This window comes from Halorubrum sp. AS12, assembly GCF_051122765.1.
GTDB classification, from domain to species: domain Archaea; phylum Halobacteriota; class Halobacteria; order Halobacteriales; family Haloferacaceae; genus Halorubrum; species Halorubrum trapanicum.
In genome coordinates this window covers 929,535-946,483 of the sequence record NZ_CP185385.1, presented here as the reverse complement: position 1 = coordinate 946,483, position 16,949 = coordinate 929,535, and the positions used below count along the sequence as shown (strand labels likewise).

General features: G+C 70.4%; 15 protein-coding genes and 1 pseudogene. 10 read left to right on the top strand and 6 right to left on the bottom strand.

Translation table 11 applies throughout. The features are described 5' to 3' along the window. Nucleotides 1–10: 10 nt before the first annotated feature. The 3 genes from ACODNG_RS04755 to ACODNG_RS04745 are packed head-to-tail and all read left to right on the top strand — an operon-like array spanning nucleotide 11 to nucleotide 2,330. On the top strand, nucleotides 11–1,285 hold the full coding sequence (locus ACODNG_RS04755; RefSeq protein WP_434522639.1) for an exonuclease RecJ: 1,275 nt from the start codon (nucleotides 11–13) through the stop codon (nucleotides 1,283–1,285). Further along, complete coding sequence (locus ACODNG_RS04750) at nucleotides 1,282–1,686, top strand: KEOPS complex subunit Pcc1 (RefSeq protein WP_434522638.1); 405 nt, start codon at nucleotides 1,282–1,284, stop codon at nucleotides 1,684–1,686. Before ACODNG_RS04755 ends, ACODNG_RS04750 begins: the two co-directional genes overlap by 4 nt. Then, the gene (locus ACODNG_RS04745; protein WP_209546863.1) at nucleotides 1,683–2,330 is read left to right on the top strand and encodes a 30S ribosomal protein S3ae; all 648 of its coding nucleotides are present in this window, start codon (nucleotides 1,683–1,685) and stop codon (nucleotides 2,328–2,330) included. Before ACODNG_RS04750 ends, ACODNG_RS04745 begins: the two co-directional genes overlap by 4 nt. Before the next feature lie 110 nt (nucleotides 2,331–2,440). Here the strand turns inward: ACODNG_RS04745 and ACODNG_RS04740 are convergent. Further along, nucleotides 2,441–2,920: pseudogene (locus ACODNG_RS04740) on the bottom strand (GNAT family N-acetyltransferase); the annotation flags it as partial. A gap of 84 nt (nucleotides 2,921–3,004) precedes the next feature. On the opposite strand from ACODNG_RS04740, the gene ACODNG_RS04735 reads away from it, so the two are divergent. Together ACODNG_RS04735 and ACODNG_RS04730 are read left to right on the top strand one after the other, a co-directional pair. Further along, on the top strand, nucleotides 3,005–3,283 hold the full coding sequence (locus ACODNG_RS04735; protein ID WP_209546865.1) for a DNA-directed RNA polymerase subunit L: 279 nt from the start codon (nucleotides 3,005–3,007) through the stop codon (nucleotides 3,281–3,283). A gap of 155 nt (nucleotides 3,284–3,438) precedes the next feature. Continuing rightward, the gene (locus ACODNG_RS04730; RefSeq protein ID WP_434523057.1) at nucleotides 3,439–4,467 is read left to right on the top strand and encodes a glycosyltransferase family 4 protein; all 1,029 of its coding nucleotides are present in this window, start codon (nucleotides 3,439–3,441) and stop codon (nucleotides 4,465–4,467) included. A 33-nt stretch (nucleotides 4,468–4,500) separates the two neighbouring features. Here the strand turns inward: ACODNG_RS04730 and ACODNG_RS04725 are convergent, their stop codons facing one another. Beyond that, nucleotides 4,501–4,824, bottom strand: coding sequence for a DUF7510 family protein (locus ACODNG_RS04725; RefSeq protein WP_434522637.1), 324 nt, complete (start codon nucleotides 4,822–4,824; stop codon nucleotides 4,501–4,503). A gap of 223 nt (nucleotides 4,825–5,047) precedes the next feature. Here ACODNG_RS04725 and ACODNG_RS04720 point away from each other — a divergent pair, with 223 nt between their 5' ends. Genes ACODNG_RS04720 through ACODNG_RS04710 form a run of 3 tightly spaced genes read left to right on the top strand, consistent with a single transcriptional unit; the run spans nucleotide 5,048 to nucleotide 8,711 of the window. Next, nucleotides 5,048–6,322 (top strand): Single-stranded DNA binding protein, encoded by a 1,275-nt coding sequence (locus ACODNG_RS04720; RefSeq protein ID WP_434522636.1) that lies wholly within the window; start codon nucleotides 5,048–5,050, stop codon nucleotides 6,320–6,322. Then, nucleotides 6,319–7,950, top strand: coding sequence for a hypothetical protein (locus ACODNG_RS04715; protein ID WP_434522635.1), 1,632 nt, complete (start codon nucleotides 6,319–6,321; stop codon nucleotides 7,948–7,950). Before ACODNG_RS04720 ends, ACODNG_RS04715 begins: the two co-directional genes overlap by 4 nt. Further along, a complete protein-coding gene (locus tag ACODNG_RS04710) occupies nucleotides 7,950–8,711 on the top strand; it encodes a metallophosphoesterase (RefSeq protein WP_434522634.1) in 762 nt (253 codons plus the stop codon). The genes ACODNG_RS04715 and ACODNG_RS04710 overlap by 1 nt, the downstream gene beginning before the upstream one ends. Before the next feature lie 32 nt (nucleotides 8,712–8,743). Here the strand turns inward: ACODNG_RS04710 and ACODNG_RS04705 are convergent, their stop codons facing one another. The 4 genes from ACODNG_RS04705 to ACODNG_RS04690 form a co-directional block, all read right to left on the bottom strand. Beyond that, complete coding sequence (locus ACODNG_RS04705) at nucleotides 8,744–9,217, bottom strand: Zn-ribbon domain-containing OB-fold protein (protein ID WP_434522633.1); 474 nt, start codon at nucleotides 9,215–9,217, stop codon at nucleotides 8,744–8,746. After that, nucleotides 9,214–10,374 carry a thiolase C-terminal domain-containing protein gene (locus tag ACODNG_RS04700; protein WP_434522632.1) on the bottom strand — a complete coding sequence of 387 codons (1,161 nt, stop codon included), beginning with the start codon at nucleotides 10,372–10,374 and terminating at the stop codon, nucleotides 9,214–9,216. The genes ACODNG_RS04705 and ACODNG_RS04700 overlap by 4 nt, the downstream gene beginning before the upstream one ends. A gap of 105 nt (nucleotides 10,375–10,479) precedes the next feature. After that, on the bottom strand, nucleotides 10,480–12,798 hold the full coding sequence (gene mutL / locus ACODNG_RS04695; RefSeq protein ID WP_434522631.1) for a DNA mismatch repair endonuclease MutL: 2,319 nt from the start codon (nucleotides 12,796–12,798) through the stop codon (nucleotides 10,480–10,482). Between the two features lie 467 nt (nucleotides 12,799–13,265). Continuing rightward, nucleotides 13,266–14,399, bottom strand: a complete 1,134-nt coding sequence (locus ACODNG_RS04690; protein ID WP_434522630.1) for an ABC transporter ATP-binding protein — start codon at nucleotides 14,397–14,399, stop codon at nucleotides 13,266–13,268. A gap of 227 nt (nucleotides 14,400–14,626) precedes the next feature. On the opposite strand from ACODNG_RS04690, the gene ACODNG_RS04685 reads away from it, so the two are divergent. Both ACODNG_RS04685 and ACODNG_RS04680 read left to right on the top strand, forming a co-directional pair. Further along, complete coding sequence (locus tag ACODNG_RS04685) at nucleotides 14,627–15,937, top strand: extracellular solute-binding protein (protein WP_434522629.1); 1,311 nt, start codon at nucleotides 14,627–14,629, stop codon at nucleotides 15,935–15,937. Between the two features lie 15 nt (nucleotides 15,938–15,952). Continuing rightward, nucleotides 15,953–16,948: a carbohydrate ABC transporter permease gene (locus ACODNG_RS04680; protein ID WP_434522628.1), complete on the top strand. Its 996-nt coding sequence runs from the start codon at nucleotides 15,953–15,955 to the stop codon at nucleotides 16,946–16,948. Nucleotide 16,949 lies beyond the last annotated feature (1 nt).

Here is a 16,949-nt window from a genome sequence, read left to right as displayed (position 1 = left end):
CCACCCACCCATGACCGAAGCGACGTCCGCCACGCCCGCCCCCGACGCGCTCGCCGGCGTCCTCGCAGACGCGCCGTTCGTCCGGCTCGTCGCGACCGACGACGGCGACGCGCTGGCAGCCGCGGGGCTGCTCGCGCGAGCGCTCCGAGCGGCCGGCACGCCGTTTCAGGCGCGGATCGACCCGGATCCGGTCCCCGACGACGTCGACGGCGGCGTCGCGGTGGCCGTCGGCGTCGACCGCGGGCCGCACGCGATTCCCGGGACGGGACAGCCAGCCAGCACGGCGGCCTTCGCGGTCGCCCGCGCGCTCGGCGTCGAACCCGATCCGGTGGTCGCGCTGGCCGGCGTCGTCGCGGCCGGGTCGATCCCCGGTTCCGACGGCTCCGGCGACGCGCTCGACGCAGCGGAACGGGCCGGCCGCGTCGAGCGGCGGCCCGGCGTCGCGCTTCCGGTCTCCGGTGGAAACGCGGACGGCGACGAGACCGACGGCGACGAGACCGACGGCGCGGACGCCGCGCCCTCGCGCGCCGAGGCCCTCGCGGCCTCGACGCTCGCGGCGACGCGGTACTCCGGCGACCCCGAGGCGGCGCGCGACGCGCTCGCCCCGCTGGGACTGCCGGCCGACCCCGACGCCGACGACCGCCGGCGCTTCGCGTCACTGGTCGCGGTCGACGCGGTCGACGGCGACGACGCGAGCGAGCGCGCGGCCTCGGCGGTCGAGTGCGCGCTCCGCCCGTACGCGACCGACGGCCCGTTCGAGACGGTCGGCGGCTACGCCGACGTGCTCGACGCGCTCGCCCGGGAAGCACCCGGGACGGGCATCTCGCTCGCGCTCGCGAGCGACCCGGGCGCGTCCCTCCGGATGGCCGCGCTCGACGCGTGGCGCCGCCACGGACTGGCGGCCCACCGCGCGCTCGACGCCGCGACGGTCGGCCGGTACGACGGCTGCGTCGTCGCCCGCGTCGACGCCACCCCGGCGGTCCTGCCGACGGTCGCCCGGCTCGTCCGGGACTTCCGGTCGCCGGAGCCGGTCGCGGTCGCGCTCGACGAGAGCGCGGGCCGGCTCGCGGCCGCCGCGACCGGTGGGGGCCGCGCAGCGGGCGACGCGGCCGCCGACCCGATCGGACTCGGCGACGCCTGCCGGACCGCCGCCGGCGAGGTCGGCGGCGACGGCTGGGGGACCCCCGAACGCGGCGGGATCGCCGTCGAATCGGACGCGAACGACGGGAGCGACGCCGACGTCACGGCGGCGCTGGCCGCGCTCAGGGAGGCGATCTCGAGATGACGGAAGACGCCGCGCCGGCCGCCGCCGCCGCTCCGTCGCCCGCGAACGACGCCGACCGGACCGCGACGGTCCGGACCGAACACGCCGACGCCGCGACGGTCGCGGCCGCGCTCGGGCCGGACGAAACCGACTCGATGCGCACGCGCGTCGACGGCGACGTCGTCGCCTGTACCGTCGCGCGACCGACGACCGGGGGACTCCAGTCGACGCTGGACGACCATCTCGTGAACCTGCGCGTCGCCGACCGCGTCATCGAGTGCGGTCGAGCGCACGCCGACCGAGATTCGCCGCGGACCGACGCCGCGGACGCCGACACCGCCGCGGACGCCGACTCCACCGACACTCTCGACTCCGCAGACGAACCGCAGACGACCGACACCGACACACAATCCGACACATGAGCGAACGATCCGTATCCAAGAGCAGAGAACAGAAGCGCTGGTACAACGTGCTGGCGCCCGAACAGTTCGACCGACAGGAGCTCGGCGAGACCCTCGCCGAGGAGCCCCAGCAGGTCGTCGGCCGCACGATCACGACGACCCTCGATCAGCTGACGGGCGACTCCAACGCGAACAACACGAAGCTGACCTTCAAGATCACCGACGTGGGCAGCGACTCGGCGTACACCGAGTTCATCAAGTACGAGCTGACGCGCGATTACCTGCGCTCGCTCGTCCGCCGCGGCGCCTCGAAGGTCGAGGCGTCGATCACGGTGCTGACGACGGACGACTACCGCGTCCGCGTCCAGCCCGTCGCCCTGACGACGAAGAAGGCCGATCGCTCGCAGGAGAAGGCGATCCGCCGCGTGATGATCGACAAGGTCCACGCCGCCGCCGAGGAGCGCACCTTCGAGGCGTTCGTCGACGCGATCGTCGACGGGAACCTCTCGTCGGCCATCTACGGCGACGCCAAGGAGATCTACCCGCTGCGCCGCGTCGAGGTCCAGAAGCTGACCCTCGAAGCGCGCCCGTCCGAGGTCGCCGCCGAGGAGGAGACCGCCGTCGACGTCGACGCCGACGAAGTCGCGGTCGACGCCGACGAGTAACGACTCGTCCGACCGACGCGACCCGTTTTGCGTTTATCGACCGCGTAGCGGCCGGGCCGTCAAGCCGCATCGCGCGGTCCCGCAATCACCCGCATCGCGCGGTCCCGCCGTCAGACATCCGAGACAGAGAGCGTCATCTGCCGGCGATACGGCTCGAACCCCCGCTTCTCGTAGAACGCTGTCGCTCGCCCGTTATCGACGTCGACGTCCAGTTGGAGTTCGCCGCAGTCGCGTTCGCGGGCGTCGGCGGCCGCCCGCTCCAGCAGGCGGTCCGCGAGTCCGGAGCCGCGGTACGGTCCCGTCACGTAGATGTCCCCAATCACGAGCCGGTCGGGGCGGTCGAACACCTCCGGGCACTCGTCGATGCTCGTCGAGAGGAACGCCGCGAGGTCGCGGTCCGGGTCGGGAACCCCGACCGGCGCGGGGTCCTCGGGGTCGAGGCGTTCGGGGTCGGCGTCGCTGGGGTCGGCCTCCGGATCGACCGCGACGACCCACGTCCGACAGTCGTCGTTCTCGCGGAGCAGGTCGAGCCGGAACGCGGTCTCCGCCGCGATCAGTTCCTCGTCGGACCGGTCGGCGAGCGGCATACTCTTTCGGGTCGCGTGCGACTTGTCTGCGTCCGTCGATATCCGGGAGACGAAAGCTTGAAACGCCGCTCGCCCGACCTCTCGGGTATGGAACTGCGGGTCATCGAGAAGACCGACACGGAGCTCAACATCGAGATCGCGGGCGAGGACCACACGTTCATGAACGTGCTGAAGGGCGCCCTGCTGGAGTCGGAGGACGTCGCGGCCGCGACCTACGACGTGAACCCCGAGCAGTCGGGCGGCCAGACCGAGCCGGTCCTCACCGTCAAGTCAGAGGAGGAGGACCCGCTCGACGTGCTCGCGGACGCCGCCGAGTCGATCACCGAGCGCACGGACGCGCTGCGCGACGCGGTCCGCGCGGCCTGAGGCGGTCCCTCTTTCGTCCCGACCGGTCCCCGTCGCTTCTGCCCGAGCGGCTACTCCCTCCCGAGCGGCCGCGTCCTCGCCGCGCACTCGCCTCCGTGAGGGGCATACCTAAGTGCCGACTCCCGAAACGGACGGGTATGCCGCCGAGCGTACTCATGCTGGGATGGGGGTTCCCGCCGAACATCACCGGCGGGCTGGATGTCCACGTCGGGGAACTGTTCACCGGGCTGCGAGACGACCTCGGCGTCGACGTCACGCTGGTGTTGCCCGCGGAGTTCGCCCCCGACGACGAGCCGGGACTCGAACCGGTCGAGACCGGCGAGGGCGACGTGGCGGCGCGCGTCGGCCAGCTCTCCGACCGGTTCGCCGAGCTCGCGCCGGGCCACGACGTGGTCCACACGCACGACTGGTTCGGGTACGGTCCCGGCCGCGCCGCCGCCCGCGAGTCCGACGCCACCTGGGTCTCCTCGTTCCACTCGCTGGCGAGCGACCGCAACATCGACCCGCCGAGCCGGGAGGTCGAGACCGAGCGTCGGCTCGCGAACGCCGCCGACACGAACATCGCGGTCAGCGAGATCGTCCGCGAGGACATCCGGGATCTGTACGACGCCGACTCGCGGGTCGTGTACAACGGCTTCTCGACGCCGAAGTTCTCCGGGAAGGACGTTCGCGGCGACCTCGGCATCGACGGCGAGATGCTGTTCTTCGTCGGCCGCCACACCGACCAGAAGGGGATCTCGCACCTCCTGTACGCGATGAAGAAGCTCCGCGGCCGCGACGCGACGCTCGTCGTCGGCGGGTCGGGCCACCAGACCGAGCAGCTGAAGCGGTTCGTCGAGCTGATCGGCATCGAAGAGCGCGTCGAGTTCGTCGGCTACGTTCCCGAGGCGGAGCTGGGCGACTACTACGCGGCGTCGGACGCGTTCGTCTCGCCCTCGTACGCGGAGCCGTTCGGCATCACCATCACGGAGGCGCTGGAGGCGGGGACGCAGGTCGTCGCGACCCGCTCCGGCGTCGCCGAGGTGCTCCCCGACAACTGCCTCGTGGAGGTTGAGACGGACTCGGAGTCGATCGTCGACGGGATGATCGAGGCGCTCGACCGCGAGGAGCCGCCGGCGTACGAGCGCCGCGAGTGGGGCGCCGTCGCCGAGGACACGCTCGCCGTGTACGAAGACGTCGCCTGATTCGCCCCGATTCCACCCCTTGACGCCCGCCGCTCAGTTCTCTCCGGCCCGGTACACGTCGAACTCTGTCACCGGCTCCGGGTGCGTGACCCGGAAGCCGTCGGTGGTCTCCATCACGCCGCGAGTGCTGCCGGTCGCCCCGCCGTACGGGCTCTCCTCGCCGCCCGCGCCGGCGCCCTGGTACGGCGAGGTGTACGGCGACCCGCCGACTGGGTCGTCGAACCCCTCGGGCGGGAGGTAGATCCGCTCGCCGTCGTCCGATCGCACGACGACGGCGACGTCCCGCGTGCCGGTCACGTCGATGACCGTGCGGTCCGCCGTGATCCGCGAGTCGACCTCGATGTCGGTGTCGTCCATGTGGCCCCCTGTGGCCGGGAGCGGTTTAGCTGTGCCGGCGGGGTGCCGGGGGTCGCGTGGCGCCGGGGTTCGCGGGGTGCCGGGGGTCGCGTGGCGCCGGGGTTCGCGGGGTGCCGGGGATCGCATGGCGCCGGACCCGCGGCGCCCCGGCGAGAGCGGACCCGGTGCGGGTCGCCCGAGCGGTGGTGAATCCTTTTGTGCGGCCGCGCCGAACCTCGCTTCGATGGACGTCAACAGCCATGCCGAGGAGCTCGCCTCCGACCTCGGCGTCGACAAAGAGGAGGTCAAAGCCGACCTACAGAACTTACTGGAGTACAGCGTCCCCATCGACGAGGCGAAACAGAGCGTCCGCCGGAAACACGGCGGCGGTGGCGGCGGGTCCTCCCCCACGCCCGACGCCGTCGACGTCGGCGAGATCACAACGGACAACGACGGCGTGACCGTGACGGTCCGGGTGCTCACGCAGGGGACGCGCACGATCCGGTACCAGGGCGACGACCTCACGATCCGCGAAGGCGAGATCGCCGATGAGACCGGCGTCATCTCCTACACCGCGTGGCAGGACTTCGGCTTCGAGCCGGGCGACTCGCTGACGATCGGCAACGCCGGCGTCCGCGAGTGGGAGGGTGAGCCGGAGCTAAACCTCAACGATTCGACGACCGTCGCCATCGCCGACGAGGAGGTCGCGGTCGACCGCGAGGTCGGCGGCGACCGCAGCCTCGTCGACATCTCGGCGGGCGACCGCGGGCGCAACGTGGAGGTCCGCGTGCTGGAGGTCGACGAGAAGACCATCTCCGGGCGCGACGGCGAGACGGAGATCCTCGAAGGGGTCATCGGCGACGAGACCGCGAAGCTCCCGTTCACCGACTGGCAGCCCCGCTCCGAGATCGAGGCCGGCGCCGACCTCCGGATCGAGGACGTGTACGTGCGGGAGTTCCGCGGCGTCCCCTCGATCAACCTCACCGAGTTCTCGACGGTGACGCCGCTCCCCGACCCGGTCGAGGTCGCCGAGGACGCCCCCCGGCTCTCGGTCGCGGACGCCGTCGCCTCCGGCGGGATGTTCGACGTCGAGGTCGTCGGCAACGTCCTCGAGATCCGGGATGGCTCCGGACTCATCGAGCGCTGTCCGGAGTGCGGCCGCGTCGTCCAGAACGGCCAGTGCCGGAGCCACGGCGACGTGGACGGCGAGGACGACCTCCGCGTGAAGGCCATCCTCGATGACGGCACCGACACGGTCACCGTCGTCCTCGACGACGAGCTGACCGCCGAGGTGTACGGCGGCGACCTCGACGACGCACTCGACGCCGCGAAGGACGCGATGGACAAGGAGGTCGTCGCCGACGACATCGCCGACTCGCTCGTCGGGCGCGCGTACCGCGTCCGCGGGAATCTCTCGGTGGACGACTACGGCGCCACCCTCGACGCGGACGAGTTCGAACTCGCGGACGACGACCCGGCCGAGCACGCCAGCGCCGCGCTCGCGGAGGTGGGCGAATGAGCGACGACGGGCCGGGCGCCCGGGAGGTCGCCTACCGGCTGTTCGCCGCCGAGTTCGACGACGCCTCGCTGTCGTACTCCGAGAGCGACGAGGAGCGCGCCCCCAACTACGTCGTGACGCCGACCGGCGCGCGGGTGAACCGCCTGTTCGTCGCGGGCGTGCTCACCGAGGTCGAGCGCGTGAACGACGAGACGCGCCGCGGGCGCGTCGTCGACCCCTCCGGCGCGTTCGTCACCTACGCGGGCCAGTACCAGCCGGAGGCGCAGACGTTCCTCGAACGCGCCGAGCCGCCGGCGTTCGTCGCGCTCACGGGGAAGGCGCGCACCTTCGAACCCGAGGACTCCGACCGCGTGTTCACCTCCGTGCGCCCGGAGAGCCTCAACGAGGTCGACGCCGACACCCGCGACCGCTGGGTCGTCTCCGCCGCGGAGGCCACCCTCGACCGCCTCGCGGTGTTCGCGAAGGCGCTTGACTCCGACCTGCGGGGCGACGACCTCCGCGCCGGGCTGGAGGCGGGCGGCGCCCCGGCTCCGCTGGCGGCCGGGATCCCGAAGGCGCTCGACCACTACGGCACCACGGCGGCCTACGCCGAGGCGGTCCGCCGGCTCGCGGTCGACGCCCTCGAGATGATCGCGGGCGACCGCGACGAGGTCCGCGCCCTCGACGTCGCCCCCGACGAGGGGGAGGCGACCGAAATCGGTCCGCTCCCGGACACCGACGTGACGATCGAGGAACCGGCCGCCACGACCGGAAGCGACGAGGTCTCGGAGGAGGACCCCGTCTCCGAGTCGGCCGCGGACGCCGAAGCCTCAGTCGACGACTCGGCTGAGCCGGCGACGGACGACTCGGCCGACGCGGAAATCGACGAATCGGCCGAGCCGGCGACCGACGCGGAGATCGACGAATCGACCGAGCCGGAACCCGGTTCGCCCGGCGAGTCAGAACCCCTCTCCGACGCGGACGATTCGGACGAGACGACCGACGTCGCTGACGCCGCCGATACTCCCGACGACGGCGGTCTCGGCGACTTCGACGCGAGCGGGGACGGTGCGGACGCAACCGCCGACGACGCGGCCGCGACCACGGAAGACGACGCGGACGCGACCGCAGACGACGACGCGACCGCGGACCTCGATCCGGACGCCGACGCCGACGACATGTACCAGCTCGACGACGAAGAGCGCGAGGAGATCGAGTCCGAGTTCGGGACCGACTTCTCGACCGGGACCGAGGTCGACGAGCCGGGCGAGGCCGACATCGACGTGCCCGACCCCGAGGACCTCGCCGAGGAGTCTGTCGACGATTCCGCGGCGGCGGCGGACGACGCGGATGCGCCCGGTGCCGAAAGCGACGAGACCGACGCCACCGACTCCACGACCGATGACGACGCCGAGACTGGGGCCGAGACCGACACCGACGCCGACACCGAGGACGTCGACCTCGAAGCCGCGGCGGTCGCGGCGATGGCCGACCTCGACGACGGCGACGGGGCGCCCCGCGAGGCGGTCGTCGAACGCGTCGCGGACGAGCGCGGCGTCGAGCCGGGCGCGGTCGAGGACGCCATCCAGGACGCGCTGATGAGTGGGCAGTGTTACGAGCCGGGCGACGGACTGCTCAAGCCGATCTGATGGCGCGGGTCGAGCCGGTCGTCGGCGAGCCGGCGGCCGTGGCCGACCTCGGTGGGGAGCGCGCGCTGCTCGTCGCGGACGTCCACGCCGGCATCGAGGTCGGCCTGCGCTACGAGCGCGGCGTCGAACTGGACTCCCGCGCCGACGCGCGCCGCGAAGCACTCTGTGACCTCGTCGCCGAGACCGACGCCGACCGGCTCGTCGTCCTCGGCGACCTCGCGCACCGGATCGGCGCGCCCGACGGCGACGAGCGCGAGGAGCTGGAAACCCTGATCCGTGCCGTCACGGACCGAGTTCCGATGACGCTCGTCGAGGGGAACCACGACGCGGGCGTCGCGGCGGCGTTCGCCGCCGACCTCGACGTGATCGGTGCGGGCGGCGGCGTGCTTGGGGATACCGTCGCGGTCTGTCACGGCCACACGTGGCCGGACCCGGCGCTCCTCGACGCCGACGTGGTGTGTATGGGCCACGAACACCCCCAAGTGCGACTGGAGGACGCGGTCGGCGGCTCGCGCGTCGAGCGCGCGTGGCTCCGCGGGGAACTCGATCCCGCGGCGTTCGTACAAGACGGCGGAAACGAGGGGGACGACTCCGACCCGCCCGAGCTCGTCGTCTTCCCCGCATTCAACGAGCGGTCCGGGGGGACGTGGGTGAACGTCGAGGGGCAGTCGTTCCTCGCGCCGTACCTCCCCGAGGCGCTCCCGTCCGGGGACGCGTACCTGCTCGACGGGACGCGGCTCGGGGGCTTCCGGCGGGTGTGAACCGACGAAAACGAGTCTAACTACTCTTCGACCTACTCCTCGACCGGCCGGAACCGGAACCCGTCCCACTCCTGGCTCTCGGGCTCGCGGATGCCGGCGCCCGGCTCGCGCAGCTCGGCGGCGTAGACCGGCTCGACGCGGTCGCCGATGTCGACGGTGAACTGCTCGTCGTCGTCGCCGCCGCCGCTCCCGGTCTCGGCTATCTGCCCGAGCGCGCGGACCGGCGGCCCGTCGTACTCGTCGCCCATCTCGAACTCGACGATCGCGAGGGTGTTCGGCTCGCGGACGCCCGGCGGCGTCGCGGTCGAGGTTGTCCAGGTGACGACCCGCCCCTCGTACTCGCGGAGGTCGACCGTCCCGACTCGCTCGGCGCCGTTCGGGCTCACGGTGTGGGGCGGGTGGGTGACCGTCCCGTCCGCGTACTCCGCCGCTTCGAAGGTCGGTTCCTCGTCGCTCGGCCCCTCGCCGTCGCTTCCGGTCGCGTCGTCGTGCTCGTTGTCGCTCATTGGCTGCCCTCCAGGATGGTGGTGGTCACGCAGTTCCCGAACCCGCCGACGTTGCAGGCGAGACCCGTGTCGGCCTCGACCTGTCGCGGGCCGGCGTCGCCCGTGACTTGTTTGAATATCTCGTACACCTGTGCGACGCCGCTGGCGCCGAGCGGGTGGCCCTTCGATTTGAGACCGCCGGAGGTGTTGATCGGGAGGTCGCCGTCGCGGTCCGTGACTCCCTCCTCGACAGCCTTCCACCCCTCGCCCTTCTCGAAGAAGCCGAGGTCCTCGCTCTGGAGGAACTCCAGGATGGTGAACATGTCGTGGAGTTCGGCCACGTCGACGTCGTCCGGGTCGATTCCGGCCATCTCGTAGGCGATATCGGAGGAGTCGACGACGCCGCCCATCGTCGTCGGGTCCGCGCGCTCGTGGACGACGTGCGTGTCGGTCGCGCCGCCGATCCCCGAAATCACGGCGTAGTTGCCCTCGGGCGCGTACTCCTCGGCGACGGACTCGGGACAGAACACGAGCGCCGCGGAGCCGTCGGTGATCGGACAGAAGTCGTACAGCCGGAGCGGATCCGCGACGATCGGCGAGTCGAGGACGGTGTCGAGGTCGACCTCCTTTTGAAACTGGGCGTGGGGGTTGTCCACGCCGTTCGCGTGGTTCTTCACCGCGACCTTCCCGAGGCTCTCGCGGGGCGCGTCGTACTCGTCGAGGTACAGGCGCGCGGTGAGACCCGCAAAGGAGGGGAGCGTCACGCCCTGTTTGTACTCGATCGGGTGGGTGAGCGACGCGATCACGTCGGTCGCCTCCGCGGTCGTCCGGTGGGTCATCTTCTCGCCGCCGACGAGCATCGTGAGGTCGCTCGCGCGGGAGGCGACCGACTGCCACGCCGCGTACACCCCGGCGCCGCCCGACGAGGAGGTCTGGTCGATCCGCGCGGTGTAGGCCGGCTGGGCCGCCAGGTCGTGGGCGAGCGCGTTCGGGACGCCGGTCTGGCCCTCGAACTCGCCGCTGGCCATGTTCGAGACGTACAGGTGATCGAGGTCGTCGCCGTCGACGCCGGCGTCGTCGAGCGCGGCCGCGCCCGCCTCCGCCAGCAGCTCCCGCACCCAGGCGTCGCGCTGCCCGAACCGGGTCATCGACGCGCCGACGATCGCTACGCGTTCCATACGCGTGGGTCGACCGGGGTCACCTAAAACGTACCTCTCCGCGGTCGCCGGGAGTCGGTCGGCGGGCAGCCTCCTCGCTCCCGGTCGGTCTCACGGCTCCCGATCTCACTCCGCGCGTCGTCCGCCGTGCCCGGGGTAGTCACGCTCGAACCGCGACCCGATCTCCTCGCGGTCGAGCCGGATCACGACCGGTCGGCCGTGCGGGCAGGCGTAGGGGTTCTCGCAGTCGTCGAGCCGGTCGAGGAGGTCGACGACCCGCCCCTCGGTCAGCGAGGTGTTGCCCGTGACCGAGGGGTAACACGCGAGATCGGCGAGCAGCTCGTCGACGGCGTCCGCGACCGGTTCGTCGCCCGCGGCGGCGTCGTCGACCAGCGCGGACAGGACGTCGCGCAGGAGGTCGGGGTCGAGCGCGGCGTCGAAGACGGCCGGGACCGCCGTCACCGCGACCTCGCGCTCGCCCGCCCGCTCGGCTCTGAATCCGATCTCGGACAGGCCGTCGACGAACTCCTCGAACAGCGCCGCCTCGCGCGCGGTCAGCTCGATGCGGACCGGCTCAGCGAGCGCCTGCGCGTCCGCGCCGTCCGCGAAGACAGCCTTGAGCCGCTCGTAGTTCACCCGCTCGTCGGCCGCGTGCTGGTCGATCAACACGAGACCATCCGGCGCCTCCGCGACGACGTACGTCTCGTGAAGCTGGCCGAGTATCCGCAGCGAGGGCAGCGAGTCGAACTCGCGCTCGCTCTCCGTCGCCTCGCCGTCGAGGGTCCGCTGTCGCGTCGCGGGGTTCGTTCGGGGGGTCGAGCGCGTCGCGTCCGACGGCGTCGTGCCCGACTGTGTCGTGTCCGATCGTGCCGTGTCCGATCGCGCCGTATCCGACCGTGCTTCCCGCGTCTCGCGTTCCGCTGCCGCGTCGTCGGTGGGTTCCGTCTCGGTCGTCCCGGCGATGTCTCGACTCTCGCTTCCGGCGACGTCGTCGTTCGACGGCGGTTCCGCGCCGCGATCCGCGGAATCGTCCTGCCAGCTTCGGGGAGAGGGTCGAGCGGCGTCGCTCGCACCGTCGGTCGCGTCGTCGGTCACGCCGCTACCCAGATCGTCGACCGCCCACGCCGCGTCGTCGTCGGGGTCCAGTTCGGTCGGACTCGCCGACTCTTCGGCGTCGGTTTCGGTCGACAGTCCGCGGTTTTCGGGACTTCCGCCGGGCGTTTGCTCGGAATCGGACGACCCGTCCGACTCGGTCGCCGTCGTCGGTTCGCGTCCCTCGCGCGCGGCGCGTTCGTGGTCCGTGTCCGCGCCCCCGACGGCTTCGTCGTCGGGCGTCTCCGGAGTGACGGCGGTCTCGTCGGGCGCCGACTGGCCGCGGGGCGCCGTCGACCGGATCAGGCCGTGGTCGAGCAGGGCGTCCTCGACGGCCGCCTCGACCGCCGACCGGACCACCGGCTCCTCGTCGAAGCGCACCTCCAGCTTCCGGGGATGGACGTTCACGTCGACGTCGCCGGCCGGGACTTCGACGAAGAGGACCGCGAACGGGTAGCGGTCGGGCGCCAGCTGGCCGCCGTAGGCGTCGAGGGTCGCCTCGCGGAGCGCGCTCGCCGTGACGTACCGGCCGTTGACGTACGTCAAGAGGTAATCGCGGGTCGAGCGGGCGGTCTCTGGGTGCGAGACGAGACCCGTGACTCGCTTGACGGGGGAATCGTCGGCGTCGGCCGCCGTTTCGTCGGCGTTCGCCCCGTCGTCGGGCGTCCAGTCGACGTCGATCATCGACTCGGCGACCTCGCGGCCGTAGACGGCGAGGACCGCCGACCGGAGGTCGCCGTTCCCCTCGGTCGCGAACGTCTCGCGGCCGTCGTGCTCTAGGGAGACCGCCACGTCCGGATTCGCCAGCGCGTAGCCGGTCACGACGGTGTTCACGTGGTCGAATTCGGTGGCGGTCCGCTTGAGGAACTTCTCGCGGGCGGGGGTGTTATAGAAGAGGTCGTCGACCTCGACGGTCGTCCCCGCGGGACAGCCGGCGGGGCGTACCTCGCCCACCTCGCCGCCCTCGACGGAGATCTCCGCGCCGGCCTCGGCGTCCGGGGGTCGCGACCGCACCGTCAGTCGGGAGACGGCGCCGACGGTGTACAGCGCCTCGCCGCGGAAGCCGAGGGTGCCGACGCCGCGGTCGAGGTCCTCGATGTCACCGATCTTCGAGGTGGCGTGTTCGGCGACGGCCGCCTCCAGCTGGTCCGCGGGGATGCCCACGCCGTCGTCGCGGACGCGGATCCCCTCGGTGCCGCCGGAGTCGACCGAGACGGCGACGCGGCTCGCGCCCGCGTCGAGGCTGTTCTCGACCAGCTCCTTCACGACGCTCGCGGGGCGTTCGACGACCTCGCCGGCCGCGATCCGCTGGACGGTCCGCTCGTCCAACCGCTCGATGTTTGGCGGCTCCATTCGTACGCTCCGTCTGACGAGCGCGCACTTCAAGGCGTTGTCGCCCGCGGCGACGCGAGGTGGACGGGTTCTCGGAGAAGCCGTCATTTACGAGTAAAACCACGGGCGCGTGCCGACGAGCGGCCGGAGGCCGCGAGTCGCACGCGCGAGGGAGTCGGTCGCCCGAGCGAAGCGACGGGCGACCGACGAGGTTGGGGAGGCGTGAGGTGCGGTTGCGGTGCTGTGCGGGGTGGGACTCAAAGGGGCAGTCGGCTCCGGGAAGACGGCCGATGTAAGCACCGCAGCGAACGGAGTGAGCGAGGAGCGCAGCGAGGCCTTCGACCGGAGCCGACTGGGGCTTTGGCGGTCTTCACTGGGATAGCAGCCGTTTCCGATCGAGCAACAGCACCCGCTCTGTCCGTCCCCGATTCAGCGAAAAAGTGCGAACGATCGGTTCACACGGAGTCGTCTACGAGAGAGTATCCTCCTTAAGCGACCGCGGCCGCGATCTCCTCGTCGGTGAGGAACACGTCCTCGCCGGTCTCGGCGTCGAACAGGTGGAGGTCCGTCTCCTCGAAGACGACGCCGACCTCGTCGCCCGCCTCGGGCTTGACGTTCGCGGGCGCCCGCGCGAGGAAGTCGTCGTTCACGCTGAGGTGAACGTAGTTGTCGGAGCCGATCGGCTCGACGACCTCGACGGTCGCGGCCAGCGTCTCGTCGCCGGTCGGATTCTCGACGATCCCCATGTTCTCGGGACGGATTCCGAGCGTGTACGGGCCGCTTTCGAGGTCGTGGCCCGCGACGTAGTCGCGGCTGAGCGTGAACGCGAGTCCCGAGTCCTCGTCGCGAATCGTCGCGGTCGTCCCGTCGGTCTCCACGTCGACGTCGAGGAAGTTCATCGACGGCGAGCCGATGAAGCCGGCGACGAACTTGTTCACGGGGTTCTGGTACACCTCTGTCGGCTCGCCGACCTGCTGGAGCTCGCCGTCGTTCAGGATGGCGAGGCGGTCGCCCATCGTCATCGCCTCCTCCTGGTCGTGGGTGACGTACATCGCGGTGACGCCGAACTCCTTCTGTAGCTTCTGGATCTCCGCGCGCATCTCGGTGCGGAGCTTCGCGTCGAGGTTCGAGAGCGGCTCGTCGAAGAGGAACACCTCCGGCTCGCGGGCGATGGCCCGGCCGAGCGCGACGCGCTGCTTCTGCCCGCCGGAGAGCTCGTCGGGCTTGTCGTCGAGGAGGTCCTCGATGCCCATCATCTCCGCCATCTCTCGGACGCGCTCGTGGCGCTCCTCCGTCGTCATCTCGGTGCTCATCTTCAGCCCGAACGCCATGTTCTCGCGGACCGTCTTGTGCGGGTACAGGGCGTAGTTCTGGAACACCATCGCGACCGGGCGCTCCTTCGCGTGGATGTCGGTGACGTCCTCGTCGTCGAAGCTGACGGTCCCGGAGGTCGGCTCTTCGAGTCCCGCCACCATCCGGAGGGTGGTCGTCTTCCCGCACCCGGACGGGCCGACCACGGTCACGAACTCCCCGTCGTCGATCTCCAGATCCAGGTCGTCGACGGCGACGATGGTCCCCCTGTCGAACTCCTTCCGGAGCGTATCGAGCGTGACGCGTGCCATTTCCCTGAAGACTGGTCCGCTGGCATATGAGTTCTTTGCTGTTTTTCTGATATATGGTGAACTATCTCTTCTCAAATATCGCGTTCATCGGCAGCGACCGAAGCGACTGCCGAGCGACTCGATCGGTGGAGAGTTGATCCGGGTCGATCCGTATCAATCCGGATCGATCGGGATGTACCCCAAACACTAAATGTATGAAAATATAATTCATCATTTGTTCTAGCCACATGAACGAGAAACGTAGAACGCTGCTCAAGGCGATGGGGGGATCGACTGCGCTCGCGGGACTCGCGGGCTGTATCAGCACTGGTGGCGACGGCGGCGACGGAGGTGACGGTTCCGACGGTTCCGACGGAAGCGATGGCGGCGACGGTTCCGATGGCGGCGACGGTTCCGATGGCGGCGCCGGGAACTCCGGCTCCGCGCGGCTGTGGGCCGACCTCACCGACGCCGAAGACGAGGACATGGACGCGTACATCTCCGACTTCGAGGAGGAGTCGGGCTACACCATCAACAAGGAGGCGCCCGGCGGCGAGCTCGACCAGCAGCTCGAAACGGCGATTCCAGCCGGTGACGGCCCGGATTCGTGGATCTGGGCGCACGACTGGGTCGGTCGGTTCGCGGTCCGCGAGGACCCGCCGTTCCTGTACGACGCGAGCGACGACGTCGACGTCTCACTCGACAGCTACACCGAGACCGCACAGCAGGCGGCCCAGTTCGACGGCGGGCTCTACGGCCTGCCGTTCGCGTCCGAGACCGCCGCGCTGTACTACAACGCGGACATGGTCGAGGAGCCGCCGGAGACGCTGGAGGAGATGGTTTCGGTCATGGAGGAGCACCACGATCCTGAAAACGGCCAGTACGGGCTATCCTTCCCGGGTGTCGACCCGTACCAGGCGAGCGGATTCATTCAGGCGTACGGCGGCGACCTCTTCGACGAGGAGAACCTGGAGGTCACCGTCGACAGCGACGCGTGTAAACGGGGGATGGACGCGCTCGAAACCCTCTACGAGTACATGCCTGCCGACCCGGGCTACGAGTCGCAGATCGTCGCGTTCTCAGACGGGCTCGCGCCGTTCGCGATCAACGGTCCGTGGGAGCTCGGCAACCTCCAGAGCGAGGTCGACAACCTCGGCGTCACGACGCTGCCGACCGTCGACGGCAACAACCCGCGCTCGTACTCCGGCGTCCAGCTGTTCTACTTCAGTTCGATGCTGGCCGACGCGGACCAGTCGACGGTCGACGCCGCGACCGGACTCGCCGAGTGGTACACGACGAACCCGGAGATCATCCGGAACAACGCCGAGTCGCAGGGGTACATTCCGGTCCTCGGCGAGGTCGTCGAAAGCGGCGACGTCGCGGACGAGGTCCAGGCGTTCGCCCAGCAGGTGGAACACGGCGTCCCGATGCCGAGCCACCCCGACATGGACAGCGTCTGGACGCCCGTGACGGACGCGTTGGAGCGCGTCTTCAACGGCGACCAAGAGAGCGACGCCGCGCTCGACCAGGCCGCCTCCGAGATCCGGGAGGCGCTGTAGGCACCCTCCGGAGCGATGGCCTCTTCGCAACCCGGAACCGGCGTGAGCGGACTGGGTCGCCTGCGCTCGGCGCTGCCCTTCTCCAGTCGCGACTGGGGACTGCTGTTGGTCGCGCCCGGCGTCATCCTCTTTTCGAGCTTCATGCTGTACCCCATCTTCTATCTCTTCTACATCTCGCTCACCGACGCGACGTTCGCCGGGTCGGTGATCGGGGGCGGCGCCGAGCTGATCGGGCTGGAGAACTACGTCCAGCTGATCGGCGACTCGCAGTTCAAGACGTCGATGATCACGACGTGGCTGTTCGTCGCCGTCTCGCTCGTGATCAAGGTGTTCCTCGCGGTGGGGATCGCCCTCCTCTTGAACCACGCCCGCGTCGCGGGCAAGCGATACATGCGCGCGGCGGTGATCGTCCCGCTGGGGTTCCCCGGCATCTTCACGATCACCGTCTGGCGCGGGATGTTCAGCGACGCGCGCTACGGCGTGTTCAACACGATACTGGGACGATACAACGAGTTCATGTCCTCGCTGTCGGCGCCCGAGATACTCCTGTTCGACGTACCGATCGGCTTCCTCAGCGGCCGCTGGGAGGCGTTCTTCGCGTACGTCACCACGGAGGTGTGGCTGGCGTACCCGTTCATGGTGATCATCATCGTGAGCGCCTTACAGGACGTACCCCGGTCGCTCCACGAGGCGGCGATGGTCGACGGCGCGGGCGCGCTCCAGCGGTTCCGCACCGTCACCCTGCCCGCCATCAAGGGACCGGTGCTGTTCGCGTCGATCCTCACCGCCGCGACCTCCTTCCAGCAGTTCCTGATCCCGTGGGTGTTCAACCAGGGTGGACCGTCGCGACAGAACGAGCTGATCATCGTGTACGGCTACCGCGAGGCGATCACGTTCAATCAGTTCGGCTTATCGGCCGCGATCCTGATCGTCGGCATCGCGTTCGTCGGGCTGTTCATGTTCGTCGCCGTGCGCTACGGCGGTCTCGCAGAGGGGGTGGGTGACGAATGAA

Coding starts and splice junctions, on each gene's coding strand:
- ACODNG_RS04680 (WP_434522628.1), top strand. CDS start 15,953: ATGGCCTCTTCGCAACCCGGAACCGGCGTGAGCGGACTGGGTCGCCTG.
- ACODNG_RS04720 (WP_434522636.1), top strand. CDS start 5,048: ATGGACGTCAACAGCCATGCCGAGGAGCTCGCCTCCGACCTCGGCGTC.
- ACODNG_RS04685 (WP_434522629.1), top strand. CDS start 14,627: ATGAACGAGAAACGTAGAACGCTGCTCAAGGCGATGGGGGGATCGACT.
- ACODNG_RS04725 (WP_434522637.1), bottom strand. CDS start 4,824: ATGGACGACACCGACATCGAGGTCGACTCGCGGATCACGGCGGACCGC.
- ACODNG_RS04710 (WP_434522634.1), top strand. CDS start 7,950: ATGGCGCGGGTCGAGCCGGTCGTCGGCGAGCCGGCGGCCGTGGCCGAC.
- ACODNG_RS04730 (WP_434523057.1), top strand. CDS start 3,439: ATGCTGGGATGGGGGTTCCCGCCGAACATCACCGGCGGGCTGGATGTC.
- ACODNG_RS04750 (WP_434522638.1), top strand. CDS start 1,282: ATGACGGAAGACGCCGCGCCGGCCGCCGCCGCCGCTCCGTCGCCCGCG.
- ACODNG_RS04705 (WP_434522633.1), bottom strand. CDS start 9,217: ATGAGCGACAACGAGCACGACGACGCGACCGGAAGCGACGGCGAGGGG.
- ACODNG_RS04755 (WP_434522639.1), top strand. CDS start 11: ATGACCGAAGCGACGTCCGCCACGCCCGCCCCCGACGCGCTCGCCGGC.
- ACODNG_RS04745 (WP_209546863.1), top strand. CDS start 1,683: ATGAGCGAACGATCCGTATCCAAGAGCAGAGAACAGAAGCGCTGGTAC.
- ACODNG_RS04735 (WP_209546865.1), top strand. CDS start 3,005: ATGGAACTGCGGGTCATCGAGAAGACCGACACGGAGCTCAACATCGAG.
- ACODNG_RS04715 (WP_434522635.1), top strand. CDS start 6,319: ATGAGCGACGACGGGCCGGGCGCCCGGGAGGTCGCCTACCGGCTGTTC.
- ACODNG_RS04690 (WP_434522630.1), bottom strand. CDS start 14,399: ATGGCACGCGTCACGCTCGATACGCTCCGGAAGGAGTTCGACAGGGGG.
- ACODNG_RS04700 (WP_434522632.1), bottom strand. CDS start 10,374: ATGGAACGCGTAGCGATCGTCGGCGCGTCGATGACCCGGTTCGGGCAG.
- mutL (WP_434522631.1), bottom strand. CDS start 12,798: ATGGAGCCGCCAAACATCGAGCGGTTGGACGAGCGGACCGTCCAGCGG.